The sequence below is a fragment of the Methanolobus chelungpuianus genome (genome assembly GCF_024500045.1).
Lineage (GTDB): Archaea > Halobacteriota > Methanosarcinia > Methanosarcinales > Methanosarcinaceae > Methanolobus > Methanolobus chelungpuianus.
This window is the reverse complement of record NZ_JTEO01000011.1, coordinates 38,493-51,158: the sequence shown is the minus strand read 5'-3', so window position 1 is coordinate 51,158 and position 12,666 is coordinate 38,493. Positions and strand designations below refer to the sequence as shown.

The following is a 12,666-nucleotide window of genomic DNA, read 5'->3' as shown; positions in this document are numbered from 1 at the left end:
GGCACTCTGGAAAGGGCATGCCCTGAAAAAGCGCTCTTTCCTGACCATTGATCTGATTATACTACTATGGAGAATTCTACAATGAAAGAGATAAGAATACACGGCCGGGGAGGTCAGGGGTCGGTCACTGCTGCTGAGCTTCTGGCAGTTGCTGCTTTTGCGGACGGCAAGTTCAGTCAGGCTTTCCCAGCTTTCGGAGTGGAAAGAAGAGGAGCACCTGTCCAGGCCTTCACAAGGATAAGCGATGCTCCCATAAGACTGAGAAGCCAGATATACAACCCCGATTATGTGATCGTGCAGGATCCGACACTGCTTGAGTCTGTCGATGTGGCCAGTGGCCTGAAGGATGACGGGATCCTTATAATTAACAGTGATTTCGATCCGGAAACATTCAAGCTCGATACAAAGGCAAAGATAATGACAGTCAATGCTACAAAGATAGCACTGGACATAATCGGAATGCCAATAGTCAATACCGTCCTGCTTGGAGCCTTTGCCGGAGCAACCGGTGAGATCAGGCCGGAATCCATAATGGGAGCAGTCAGGGAAAGATTCCCGGGAAAGGTCGGGGAAAGGAACGCACAGGCAATTATGAAAGCATACGAGATGATGGAGGGACAGAAGTGAAGATAGTACCCGGAGCCATTTGCGAGGCAGGCACCAGCAGGGTCAACAAGACCGGCGGATGGAGGACCTTCAAGCCTGTCTACGACTATGACAAGTGCATAAAATGCAAGCTGTGTGAGCTGTTATGTCCTGACAGTTCAGTTAAGCCAAGGGAAGATGGTTACTTCGAGTTCGATTACGATTATTGTAAAGGATGCGGCATATGTGCCAACGAGTGTCCGAAAAGCGCTATCACAATGGTCCTGGAGGAGAAATAATGGCACGCGAAACCAAGATGGACAAGCAGAAAATGGTCGTCGTGGAAGGATCATATGCAGTTGCAAATGCAGTCAGGGTATGCAGGCCAAATGTCATATCCGCTTATCCGATCACACCGCAGACGCACATTGTCGAGGAACTCTCCAAGTTCATCGCAGACGGCGAGATACCAAACTGCGAATACATTAACGTAGAGTCCGAGTTCTCGGCACTCTCAGCCCTTATAGGATCCTCAGCTGTAGGTGCAAGATCCTACTCGGCCACAACATCCCAGGGACTTGAGCTCATGCACGAGGTCCTGTTCAACGTGGCGGGTATGAGGCTACCTATTGTCATGACCGTTGCAAACAGGGCAGTCAGTGCACCCATCAACATATGGAACGATCATCAGGACTCCATATCCCAGAGGGATACAGGATGGATCCAGCTCTATGCCGAGAACATACAGGAAATCTCCGATATGACTGCGCAGGCTTTCAAGATCTCCGAGGACAGGGATGTCATGATGCCATGCATGACCTGCATGGATGGTTTCATCCTCTCACATGTGTACGAGCCTCTGGTGCTTCTTGAACAGGAGATAACTGATGAGTTCCTGCCACCGTTCAGGCCGGAGCGTATCCTTGACTCTAAGAATCCCCTGACCTTCGGTGCGTTCGCAGACCCCAACTTCTACACTGAGTTCAGGTACCAGCAGGAGCGCGCCATGCAGAACTCCCTGAAGAAGATCGAGGATACAGCCAACGAGTTCTATGATATGTTTGGCAGGCACTTCGGAGGGCTTATCGATGAGTACTGCACTGAGGATGCAGACATAATAATAATGGCAATGGGCTCCATTATAGGAACCATCAAGGATGTCATCGACCGTCTCAGGGAGAAGAATGTCAAGATCGGACTGCTGAAGGTAAGGGCCTTCAGACCATTCCCTGCACAGGCTATCATGAATGTCATCAGGGATGCAAAGGTAGTTGTCGTGCTTGACAAGAACATCTCGCTCGGTATGAATGCCGGAGCCCTTTTCATTGAAACGAAGTCCGTACTGTACAACACTGATATCGATGTACCTGTCATAGGATATATGATAGGGCAGGGCGGACGCGACATACCCATGAGCACTATCGAGAAAATAATTTCCGACGCAGAGGAAGTAATGAGATCAGGTATCAAGGTAGAGAGCCAGTTTACCGATCTGAAGGAGGAACTTGTATGAAATCAATATCACTGTTAGCTCCGGGACACAGGGGATGTGCAGGCTGCTGTGATGCAATGGCCGCGAAGTTCACCCTGATGGGTGCCGGAGAGGACTGTATTGTGGTCAGTCCTACGGGATGTCTTGAGGTCATGACCACTCCCTACCCGGAAACGTCATGGGATGTACCCTGGATACACTCACTTTTCGAGAACGCAGGAGCTGTTGCCTCGGGCATAGAGGCTGCACTCAGGGCTCTCGGGAAGCAGGGCACAAAGGTAATTGCGATGGGTGGCGACGGCGCGACCATGGATATCGGGCTGCAGGCCCTGTCCGGTGCCTTTGAAAGAGGGCACAACTTTACCTATGTGTGTATTGACAATGAAGCCTACATGAACACCGGCGTGCAGAGAAGTGCAGGCACTCCCTACGGAGCTTCCACGACCACAAGTCCCGCAGGTAAGGTCTCATTCGGAAACCCCAGGCTGAAGAAGAACATGCCTGCGATCATGGTCGCACACGGCTCACCCTATGTAGCCACAACCTCCCTTGCATACCCGAAGGATATGATAGCCAAGGTCAAGAAAGCAACCGAGATCGAAGGCCCCACTTACATCCACTGCCATGCGCCGTGCACAACCGGCTGGGGATTCGATACCTCCAAGACAGTCGAGGTTGCCAGGATGGCCGTTCAGACAGGGCTCTGGCCGCTGTATGAGGTAGAGGACGGCAAGGTTACCAAGGTCCGCAAGATAGGTGCCAATAAGAAGCCGGTCGAGGAATATCTCAAGATGCAGCGCCGTTTCAAGCATCTCTTCACCATGGAAGGCGGTGCTGACGAGGTCGCAAAGATTCAGGCTATAGCTGACAAGAACATTGAAGAGTTCGGCCTCTGATCGGCCCGCTCTTCAACTATACTTTTTTATACCTATACTGCTTCTTTACCTGTTATCAGGATATAGGTTACTTTTACATCCATTGCTGCAGCTTGTCCTGCCTTCGCGTCAGTAAATAAAAGTATTTCTATAGATGCATTATTATTTTATTTTCGAGTGGAAGCAAACGGGTTCTGAAAAAGTGATAAGAACTATTGATCCATATAGGCATGCATGGTCTCACAAGCCCCGGCACTTGTGCCTGACAACACGGAGAACTTCGACCGCATCTTCGAAATACTGAAGCAGGAATACCCTGGCGCTGCCCCAGCCCTGCATTTCAGCAATCCCCTGGAGCTGCTCGTGGCTACCATCCTTTCTGCCCAGTCCACGGATCGCCAGGTGAACCAGGTAACGCAGAGCCTTTTCAAGGAGTATCGCACGGTTGAGGACTATGCTTTTGCAGACCCTGACAAGTTCGGAAAGGAGATATATTCCTCCGGTTTCTATTACCAGAAAGCAAGACACATCATCGCAAGCGCCCGCATTATGCTTTCTGATTTCTCCGGCAAGGTTCCGGATACCATGGAAGGCCTGCTGCAGCTTCCCGGGGTCGGCCGCAAGACCGCAAACATTGTACTTTCGAGGGCGTTCGGCAAGATCGAGGGTATTGCGGTGGACACGCATGTCAAGCGCCTTTCCCGCCGTCTGGGATTCACCCGGCACGAAGACCCTGAGAAGATAGAGAAAGACCTGATGGCCATTGCAAAAAAGGAAGACCTGGAAACCCTTTCCATGACACTGATCCTGCACGGGCGCAATATCTGTGCGGCACGCAAGCCAAAGTGCGAGCTTTGCGTGGTTAACACGCTGTGCCCATCGAGCAGGGTTTGATCGTTGTTTCAGGAGCACCTGAGTACAATTGTCCCAATAGCTGCAGAGCATTTCTCATAAATTTTCATATGTAACAAAGTATATATATAGGGTCTTAACTCTAATGCGCTTTATCAGTCGAATTTTGACCCCGGTCAGCTGGCTTGATATGATGCAAACAACAAAAACAATTAGCCGATATTTCAAAGAGTCGTTCTCCAGCGATCTCAAGGCGGGTTTTATCACCGCCATAGTAGCGCTTCCCCTTGCCATTGCCTTTGCCATGGCTTCGGGTGTCGAACCTGTTCTGGGACTTTATACCGCCGTAATTGCGGGAATACTGGCATCTTCCGTGGGAGGTTCGCGATATTCCATCACCGGGCCTACCGGTGCCATGACAGTCATCATCCTTTCAACAGTGCACAGCTTCGGACTTGAAGGGCTGCTCCTTGCAGGATTCCTGGCAGGTGTTTTCCAGTTGCTCTTCGGGCTGCTCAGGCTCGGCAAGGTAGTCAAGTACATCCCGCTGCCCGTTATTTCCGGTTTCACCAGCGGCATAGGTGCAATAATCCTGATCGGTCAGATACCCAACGCACTCGGTATCTCCTTCCCGGCACAGGAACGTGTATGGGAAACACTTTATGAGATATACGTCAGGCTCGATGTCCTGGACACTGCAGCAGTGCTGATATGCATAGGAACAATACTGCTTCTCATTTACCTGCCCGCCATCTTGGCAAAGGTCAGATATTTAAGCAGCCTGCCGGCTTCAATAATAGCCCTGTTCCTGACAGTGTTGCTCACCTACAATCTCAGCCTGAGCGTACCTCTTGTGGGAAGCATCCCCACGGAGCTCCCCAGCATCAGCATGATAAGCCTGAACCTGGACCTTGTGATGGCCGTACTGCCCGCAGCCCTTACCATTGCGCTCCTGGGTGCTATTGAGGCGCTTCTGTGTGCTGTCGTATGTGACGGTATGACAAACACAAAGCATGACAGCAACAGGGAGCTGCTTGGACAGGGTATTGCCAATGTCATATTGCCCTTCTTCTCAGGGATTCCATGTACAGCTGCCATTGCAAGGAGCGCTGTCAACATCAGGGAGGGAGCAAAGACACAGATGTCAGGTATCATACACGCCCTGATCCTGCTCGCAGTGCTGCTCTTCCTCGGTCCCGTAGCCGCGTTCATCCCCAAGGCTTACCTTGCAGGTGTGCTGATACTGGTATCCCTCAGGATGATTAACATCACGGAGTTCAGGACCATCATGAGCATCAGCAAGATGGACACAGCCGTACTGGTAGTCACTTTCCTGCTGACCGTGCTCACCGACCTGGTCTTTGCCGTACAGATGGGCATGTTCCTGGCTATAATCCTGCTCTTCATCAGGATGACAAATGTTATCGATATCCACACAATGGAGAGATATGACAGGACAAAGGGCATCAACGCCACTATCTTTGCCGACCCATACCTGGAGAAGAACGTTTCTGTGTATACCATCAACGGCCCATTCTTCTTCGGAGCCATGAACGTGTTCGAGAGCAAGATAAATGAGCATATGAACATCAGTAAGCCTCATATTATCCTGCGCATGCGCTACGTCCCGTTCATCGACACCACCGGCCTTGAGCGACTGAGAAGTTTCATCCACTCCAGTAAGAAGATGAAGCAGAAGGTCTACCTTACATCCATACAGCCTGAAGTGATGAGCAAGATCGATAACGATGCGGAGCTCAGGCATATGATAAGAAATAAAGAGGTCCTCATCTTCAGCAGCACCCAGGAGGCCCTGGCTTACCTCAAGAACGAGAACGCAAGTGGGAAAGGCGGCTCTGACCTGAAGCCATCGGAGGCCGCTTCATCCCACGGCTCAACAGCTGCCAGATAAGCTTCCATCCACAGGCCTTTGGAAGAGCTTCTTTCAAAAAAGGCCTCTCTATTTTTTTGGTGAATTGGTTATAGAAAACTTTCTAAGTGTTGTAAGTGTTGGTGACATAAGCATTATGAAATAATGCATATATTGGAGGGACGTTTGTGAGCCTTCAGCAGGAACTGAACGAAATCGCCCGGGACAACGGTGCCTATTACTTTGGCGTAGCTGACCTGGCGCTTGCCAGGGATTTCATTGCAGAGCAGGGCGGAGATGAGTTAACTGTATATCCCTATGCTATCTCGCTCGGGATAAGACTGATATATCCTATAGTTGACAGGCTCCCGCACAGGAAAGAGAGGTCTGCGGCCCTGAATTACAGGCACCATGCCTATAACGTGATCAACTCAAGGCTCGACCTGACAGCTTCAGTTGTAAGCAGTTACATCCAGGAAAGAGGTTATATGGCATTGCCTCTCCCGGCATCCGAAAGGATCGATAACGAAAGGATATGTGCGCAGTTCTCCCACAAACTGGCCGCACACCTGGCCGGCCTGGGATGGATAGGCAAGAGCTGCCTCCTGATAACTCCCGACAGCGGGCCAAGGGTCAGATGGACGACTATCCTGACCGATGCCCCCCTCATACCCACAGGCAGCACAACTGAGAGCAAGTGCGGAACATGCAACGAGTGTGTGAAGATATGTCCTGTTAAGGCCTTTACCGGAAGGGATTTTGTCGAAAGCGAAAGCAGGGATTACAGGTACGATGCCGGGAAATGCGAGGACTATTTCAATGAAATGAAGGGCAACGGGCAGATACCTGTGTGCGGGCTGTGCCTGTATGTGTGCCCGTATGGGAGAAAAAAGGATCAGGCCGCCGTCCGGGAATACAGGCCCTAGATTCTCAAAGCTCAATCATCATCCCTTAGCCATACTCTCCCGTCGGCCTTTTGAAAAAGCCGAACTTTTCGTAGAAGGCCTCTTTCCCTTTTGCCGACATCAGGGCAATGTAAGAATAATCCTGCACCTGCTCTTTCAGGTAGGACATTATATTTTCCATCAGCACAGTGCCGATGCCCTGACCCTGATACTCGGGCAATACGATGACATCGGCAACGAAATAGATGCCCCTACCAGACGGGACATGCCGACGACCCTGTCTTTGTCAACAGCGCAAACGCAGCAGGTGGAGTTACCCAGACTTTTCTCTATCGCCTGGTTACCGGGGCAGGGCCAGCCGACGGACTTCCGCAGGCTGATGTACTCTTCAACTGTCGGGAGTTTTTCTTTGATGATGTATTTTGTCATCTAAGCTCAGTTTATAGTTTCCAAGATTATGCTTTATACTTTAGGTGCTCATTATGAATCAAACTTCCAGCCCACTCCACTTAACGAAAGCCCTTTTTAGCACATATACGGATACCGGCACGAGAAGCACTGCTGCAAGCACGAACTGGAAGTTCAACTGCCCAAGGAAGATCATCCCCAGTACCACAGGACCTATGGCCAGCAGATATGTGGTGAAAGTACCTGCACTGTACAGGGTGAAGGATGTATTGAGCCCTGTCAGGTAGACCGTTATAGAAACCACGTACATTGACACGGCAACGAACAGCAGAACTATGTGGAACATGTCCTGCAGCCTGCCTGCCCGGAGGACGGTAAGCAGGACCACTCCAAGAGGGATCACGTTCAGCAGGGAATAGCTGTTGAGCTTGCTTTTAAGTACATCCGGCACCGTCAGGGGCAGGAAGGAATAGGAGCCGAACATATCGAATTCCACGAGCCAGTTGTACATGGTCGAAGCCATCATTCCCACAACCACTGCGAAGACCACAAGTATGTCCAGCCCGGAAACCACTTTCAACAGCTGAGGCAGGAAAAGCCATAAGAGCGCCACCGGCACCAGGAATGAGAATACGATTTTTCCGGGACCGCCCTCGCTGCGGCTGAAGTCAAGGTAGTCCTTGGCCATGAAATGAGAGTAACCATAGAACCCCAGCTTTCCGGCTATTTTGGAAAAACTGTTGGAGTAGTGCTTTTGCGACTGAGGATAGTCTACCTTGATGAATATTATGGATATCATCGAAGGCACCATGATAAGTGCAAGGCAGGTGACAAGCAGGTTCACCGATGGTTCCAGATAAAAAGCCAGGGAAGGCAATGCATAGAAGTCAGCACTGCGTAAATCCCGGAACATGAAAAGAAGCGCTACTGCTATCAGGAGTAACACCAAAAGTGCCTTCTTTCCCAGATGGGCGTAGATAGTCGACAGCAGGAAGACCAGGGACAGCCCGATACAGAATGATAGGAACAATGTTATCAGGAGCAGGAAAAACGAGTACTGCCAGCCTGTGAGAAGAGCACCTGCCGCAAAGCCTGAGGTAAACGGCAGCACGTAGAGGAAAAAGTAGTAGATGACATCCTTGACAACAAAGTTGGAAAAAATAACCCTTTCCGATACCGGAAGTGTCCTTGAGCAATATGCCAGCAGGCTTAACTGCCCGAAGCGCCTGTTCATGACCTCCCTGCCCAGCAAGCCGAATCCTCCCACCATGCAGCCCATAAAGAGGAACAGGTAATGCAGTCCGAGCAGCACTTCAGCCTGGCTTATTATTCTTCCGAACAATACCATTGACAGTGAGAGCAGCATGGAAACGGCTGCTATGACCAGCGGAAAGAAGGCAAATCCCCTGTCACCGAAAAATGACGAGTGCATGCGCCACTCTTCCTTCATCATGCTCCTGAACAGCTCAAGCATTGCAGACACCTCAGCTCACAAGTTCAAGGAAAAACTCTTCCAGCGGCCTGCTCCCGATGGCAGGGTCATCCATCCTGCCGGAGAAGACCAGTTTTCCTTTATATATGATGGCAATACCGGTGCATATCTCCCTGGCTATCTCCAGTATATGGGTGGATATGAAGACGGTACCTCCCTTTTTTACGTAGCTTTTAAGGAAGTCCTTGATCCTGCGCTGCATCAGCGGGTCCAGGTTGATAAGCGGCTCATCGATTATCACAAGCTCCGGTTCATGCAGGAATGCCTGTGAGAGCATGAGCTTTTGCCTTGTGCCCCTGGAAAGGTCCTTGCAGAGCACATCTTTCTGATCTGCGAAATCAAGGTAGGAAAACCACCAGTCACATTGTTTTTCAAAATCCTCCAGCTTCCTGACCTTTGCAACGAAATGCAGGTACTCTTCCGCCGTGAGAAAGCTTGGCGGATTTTCCTGCTCCGGTATGATACCTGTAAGTTCCTTCACTCTTAAGGGACTGGAAAGAACATCCACCCCACGCACGGTGACTTCACCTGACGTGGGTCTGGTCTGGCCTGTGAGCATCCTGATCATCGTGGTCTTTCCCGAACCGTTGGGCCCCAGCAGACCGAACAGTTCTCCCTTTTCCACCTCGAGACTTACCTCGTCCACGGCCCTGGTGCCGCCAAAATGTTTTGAGAGATTCTTTGCACGTATCAAGTGAATCTACCTGCGTATATTTCTATACTTTTATAGGCAAAAATAGTATAAAAAACTGGGCAAAAGCCTGAGATCCTGCAAACCCGGAGAAGAGCTCAGCACTCACTTTTTACGGACAGCTGAGACACTTGATACATCTCATTTCCTTACAAACATCCTCTTTGCCGTCTCCACCCTTGCCCGGAGGTCAGCACCTTCAAGGTCCCTTACAACCTCCTCCAGGAAATCGGGTATCGGCAGGTGCTGCGGACATGCATCCACGCATTTGCCGCACTTGATGCACTGGGAAGCAAAATGCGGTTCATCGTCCGCACTCACAATACCCGCAAGCCTTGTAGCATACATCATCTTCGATTCCATCTCCTTCCTGAACATGTACAGGTTGTTGTATATCTCAAGACAGCCCGGAATGTCCACCGACGCGGGACATGGCATGCAGTACCTGCAGCCCGTGCAGCCTGCTTTCATTATCTCGCGATACTTCCTTTCCACCCTGCCCACAAGCTGCAGTTCGGTTACAGTAAGGCTTTGAGGCTCTCCTTCGTCTGCTATCCTGAGATTCTCCTCAATGTGGGACTCCTCGTTCATGCCGGACAGCACAACAGTGACCTCAGGGCGGTTCCATATCCAGCGCAGAGCCCATTCAGCAGGAGACCTCTTTACCGGAGCCTCATCCCAGATCTCCTGTACTTCAGCCGGCACGGGGTCTGCAAGATTCCCACCGCGCAGCGGTTCCATGACAATTACGCCAAGACCTTTTGAAGCTGCATATTCAAGCCCTTCAGTGCCGGCCTGGTTCTTCTCATCCAGGAAGTTGTACTGGATCTGGCAGAAGTCCCAGTCATAGTCATCGACTATCCCTGCAAAATCCACGCCTCTGCCGTGAAAAGAGAAGCCGGAGTTAATGATGCGGCCATCTGCCTTTGCACTGCCGAGGAATTCTGTAACACCAAACCCCTTCATTTTATCCCAGCTTCCCCCGGTAAGGCCGTGTACCATATAGTAGTCTATGTGGTCCGTGTCCAGTCTCTCAAGCTGGGCATTGAGGAACCGGTCCATATCCTCGCGGCTGTTGACCATCCATGTGGGGAGTTTGGTGGCAAGTCTCACTTTTTCCCTGTATCCATCTGCAAGTGCACGACCTAGGAAGGGCTCGCTCGCTCCCATGTGATATGGCCAAGCCGTGTCGACATAGTTTACACCTCTGTCTATTGCATAGCGAAGCTGTTTTGTTGCCCTTGGCTCATCTATGCTCCTGTCTTCTCTCACAGGCAGGCGCATGGCACCAAAACCGAGTATAGAGAGCTTGTCTCCGTTTTTTGGCATTTTCCGGTATAACATCCCTTATGCTCCTCTTCCAACGGAATCACTATGAAACTGTTTTTGGCTAGTTCTCTCAACTTTAACTGGAAAGAATCTTCCGTTAACTGATCCCATCGGCATTTCTGGTGGATCCTGTATCATATCTCCGAAAGTGGATGATTGCTTGAACTATATTTAATCAGGATTAAACAGACTCTGTTATATAGCTTTACATCTGCATTTTTGTATAATTCCTTATAAGAGCACCATAAAGTATTTATCTAAAACTCATTTTTTAGTACATAAATGACTAATCAGTCAATATCAGAGATAATACATGAAGGAACAGGTCGAAGATAAAAGAAAAGCCCTTATGGAAGCGGCCCTGAAGCTCTTTACTGAAAGAGGCTTCCACGGCACATCCACAGCCCAGATATCAAAAGAAGCAGGCGTAGCCACAGGCACTCTGTTCAATTACTTCCCCACCAAAGAGGATCTTATCAATGGCCTGTATTTTGAGATTAAAGGGCAATTGAGCCGCAGTATAGGAAAAGAAATCCAGGTGCAGAGTAGCTTTCAGGATAAATTAAGGAAAATGTGGTACAACCTCATAGAATGGGGATTGGATAACCGGGATGAGTTTCTTTTTGTCGGCCAGTTCTGTTCTTCACCCTATATAACGAACTATACGCGTGAAATAGTAATGAAGGAGTATGTCTTTCTTCATGAGCTTGTAAAAGAAGGAATAGCAGGTGGCGAAATAAGGAATTATTCAGGAGAGCTGGTCATTGCAATGTTCTACCAGTCCAGCAGGACTGTAGTGAACTTTATCCTCGATTCAGAGCCAGAGGACAGGATCAAGGTCATAGAGGATGGATTCCGGATCATTTGGGATGGTCTGGCTAGCGAATAATATCTTTAGCACATGTGCAAGTCATTAGCTGTCTCTCAGCGTTTTGATAGTTATGACGTCTTCAGGATAAAGGGAAAAGCAAGAGTGAATCATTATTTGATAACTTTGCCCGATGACAATTTATAAAGCATCATAGAAAGGAGAGAATATGAATAAACTTAGAAAAGTTATTCTATATTTATTCTGTGTTTTACTTCTCTTGGGTTTTGCCACAGTATTGTTCATAAGCATACACCCGGCTTTCGGCGGAACTCCAACCTCGGAACAGAAAGAAACTTATCGGGAGTCGGACAATTATATCGACGGGAAGTTCATCAACGATGTGCCAGCAAGGGATTTGGCAAATCGCTCAAGTAACTCATCAATCAACGGGAATTCTGCTTCCGGGGACAAAGACCGCAACCCTGCCGGCCCGATCCCTGTTTCTCCCATCGACTGGGAGCGGATCGAAAGTGAGAACGATAGTCTGACATGGCTCGGACACTCTGCTTTTCTGCTTAGCGTGGACAATAAAAAGTTACTGGTAGACCCCATGCTGAGTCCTGTTGCCTCACCGGTCTCACTTGTGGGAATAAACAGGTACGAATACAGCGAAGATATCATGCTGCACCTGATTGATGATATGCCCCCGATCGATGCAGTTCTTATTACGCATGACCATTACGACCACCTAGATTACCAGTCCCTCGTAAAGTTCAACAGCAAAGTATCGCATTTCTTTGTCCCTCTCGGATGTGGTGCTCATCTGGTCCGGTGGGGTATTCCGGAAGAGAAGGTCACGGAACTCAACTGGTGGGAAGAAGCGGAGTATCAGGGCCTCACTGTTGCTTTGATACCGTCCAGACACGGCTCGGGAAGAGATCCGTTCAATATCGACACCACACTATGGGGAGGATGGGCCATTCTGGGAAACAGGACCCGGATATACACAAGCGGGGACGGCGGATACGGTCCACATTTCAGGGAGATCGGGGACAGGTACGGACCTTTCAATATAACCCTGATCGAAGGCGCCCAGTATGACCGCAACTGGCCGGACATACATATGGTGCCGGAGCAGGCTGTCCAGGCCCATCTGGACCTAGATGGCAGGACAATGATGCTTATGCACTGGGGAGCGTTCACACTGGCCAGCCATGCCTGGAACGAGCCGATAGAAAGAGTACTGGAGGAAGCAGATGAAAGGGAAGTGAACATAATAGCCCCAATGATCGGTGAAACGATCATGCTGGATTCAGATCTGCAACTGCCTCTAACTGAATGGTGGGACCTCTGACC

14 protein-coding genes are annotated in these 12,666 nt (G+C 49.8%); 9 read left to right on the top strand and 5 right to left on the bottom strand.

The window, feature by feature from the left end:
• Nucleotides 1-81 precede the first annotated feature (81 nt).
• The 7 genes from PV02_RS12595 (at nt 82) to PV02_RS12565 (ending at nt 6,600) form a co-directional block, all read left to right on the top strand.
• Nucleotides 82-627, top strand: a complete 546-nt coding sequence (locus tag PV02_RS12595; protein WP_256623767.1) for a pyruvate ferredoxin oxidoreductase subunit gamma — start codon at nt 82-84, stop codon at nt 625-627.
• Nucleotides 624-884: a pyruvate synthase subunit PorD gene (gene porD, locus PV02_RS12590; protein WP_256623766.1), complete on the top strand. Its 261-nt coding sequence runs from the start codon at nt 624-626 to the stop codon at nt 882-884. Before PV02_RS12595 ends, porD begins: the two co-directional genes overlap by 4 nt.
• Entirely contained in the window at nt 884-2,098 is a 1,215-nt protein-coding gene (porA, locus tag PV02_RS12585) for a pyruvate synthase subunit PorA (protein ID WP_256623765.1), read from the top strand. Before porD ends, porA begins: the two co-directional genes overlap by 1 nt.
• Complete coding sequence (gene porB, locus PV02_RS12580; RefSeq protein WP_256623764.1) at nt 2,095-2,973, top strand: pyruvate synthase subunit PorB; 879 nt, start codon at nt 2,095-2,097, stop codon at nt 2,971-2,973. The genes porA and porB overlap by 4 nt, the downstream gene beginning before the upstream one ends.
• 213 nt (nt 2,974-3,186) lie before the next feature.
• The gene (gene nth / locus PV02_RS12575; protein WP_256623763.1) at nt 3,187-3,846 is read left to right on the top strand and encodes an endonuclease III; all 660 of its coding nucleotides are present in this window, start codon (nt 3,187-3,189) and stop codon (nt 3,844-3,846) included.
• Nucleotides 3,847-3,994: 148 nt separating this feature from the next.
• On the top strand, nt 3,995-5,716 hold the full coding sequence (locus tag PV02_RS12570) for a SulP family inorganic anion transporter (RefSeq protein ID WP_256623762.1): 1,722 nt from the start codon (nt 3,995-3,997) through the stop codon (nt 5,714-5,716).
• A 146-nt stretch (nt 5,717-5,862) separates the two neighbouring features.
• On the top strand, nt 5,863-6,600 hold the full coding sequence (locus PV02_RS12565; RefSeq protein ID WP_256623761.1) for a 4Fe-4S double cluster binding domain-containing protein: 738 nt from the start codon (nt 5,863-5,865) through the stop codon (nt 6,598-6,600).
• A gap of 25 nt (nt 6,601-6,625) precedes the next feature.
• On the opposite strand, the gene PV02_RS12560 is transcribed toward PV02_RS12565, so the two are convergent.
• The 5 genes from PV02_RS12560 to PV02_RS12540 form a co-directional block, all read right to left on the bottom strand.
• Entirely contained in the window at nt 6,626-6,799 is a 174-nt protein-coding gene (locus PV02_RS12560; RefSeq protein ID WP_256623760.1) for a GNAT family N-acetyltransferase, read from the bottom strand.
• Nucleotides 6,760-7,008: a hypothetical protein gene (locus PV02_RS12555; protein ID WP_256623759.1), complete on the bottom strand. Its 249-nt coding sequence runs from the start codon at nt 7,006-7,008 to the stop codon at nt 6,760-6,762. Before PV02_RS12555 ends, PV02_RS12560 begins: the two co-directional genes overlap by 40 nt.
• A gap of 58 nt (nt 7,009-7,066) precedes the next feature.
• Nucleotides 7,067-8,461 (bottom strand): hypothetical protein, encoded by a 1,395-nt coding sequence (locus tag PV02_RS12550; protein ID WP_256623758.1) that lies wholly within the window; start codon nt 8,459-8,461, stop codon nt 7,067-7,069.
• A gap of 10 nt (nt 8,462-8,471) precedes the next feature.
• Nucleotides 8,472-9,173, bottom strand: a complete 702-nt coding sequence (locus PV02_RS12545; protein WP_256623757.1) for an ABC transporter ATP-binding protein — start codon at nt 9,171-9,173, stop codon at nt 8,472-8,474.
• A gap of 138 nt (nt 9,174-9,311) precedes the next feature.
• On the bottom strand, nt 9,312-10,514 hold the full coding sequence (locus PV02_RS12540) for an aldo/keto reductase (protein ID WP_256623756.1): 1,203 nt from the start codon (nt 10,512-10,514) through the stop codon (nt 9,312-9,314).
• A gap of 298 nt (nt 10,515-10,812) precedes the next feature.
• Here PV02_RS12540 and PV02_RS12535 point away from each other — a divergent pair, with 298 nt between their 5' ends.
• Together PV02_RS12535 and PV02_RS12530 are read left to right on the top strand one after the other, a co-directional pair.
• Complete coding sequence (locus PV02_RS12535) at nt 10,813-11,388, top strand: TetR/AcrR family transcriptional regulator (protein WP_256623755.1); 576 nt, start codon at nt 10,813-10,815, stop codon at nt 11,386-11,388.
• A 199-nt stretch (nt 11,389-11,587) separates the two neighbouring features.
• The gene (locus PV02_RS12530; protein ID WP_256623754.1) at nt 11,588-12,664 is read left to right on the top strand and encodes an MBL fold metallo-hydrolase; all 1,077 of its coding nucleotides are present in this window, start codon (nt 11,588-11,590) and stop codon (nt 12,662-12,664) included.
• Nucleotides 12,665-12,666: the final 2 nt, after the last annotated feature.

What these genes read in the sequence shown, in the direction of transcription:
- PV02_RS12595 (WP_256623767.1), top strand. Translation starts at nt 82, where the DNA reads ATGAAAGAGATAAGAATACACGGCCGGGGAGGTCAGGGGTCGGTCACT.
- porA (WP_256623765.1), top strand. Translation starts at nt 884, where the DNA reads ATGGCACGCGAAACCAAGATGGACAAGCAGAAAATGGTCGTCGTGGAA.
- porB (WP_256623764.1), top strand. Translation starts at nt 2,095, where the DNA reads ATGAAATCAATATCACTGTTAGCTCCGGGACACAGGGGATGTGCAGGC.
- nth (WP_256623763.1), top strand. Translation starts at nt 3,187, where the DNA reads ATGGTCTCACAAGCCCCGGCACTTGTGCCTGACAACACGGAGAACTTC.
- PV02_RS12570 (WP_256623762.1), top strand. Translation starts at nt 3,995, where the DNA reads ATGATGCAAACAACAAAAACAATTAGCCGATATTTCAAAGAGTCGTTC.
- PV02_RS12555 (WP_256623759.1), bottom strand. Translation starts at nt 7,008, where the DNA reads ATGACAAAATACATCATCAAAGAAAAACTCCCGACAGTTGAAGAGTAC.
- PV02_RS12550 (WP_256623758.1), bottom strand. Translation starts at nt 8,461, where the DNA reads ATGCTTGAGCTGTTCAGGAGCATGATGAAGGAAGAGTGGCGCATGCAC.
- PV02_RS12540 (WP_256623756.1), bottom strand. Translation starts at nt 10,514, where the DNA reads ATGTTATACCGGAAAATGCCAAAAAACGGAGACAAGCTCTCTATACTC.
- PV02_RS12535 (WP_256623755.1), top strand. Translation starts at nt 10,813, where the DNA reads ATGAAGGAACAGGTCGAAGATAAAAGAAAAGCCCTTATGGAAGCGGCC.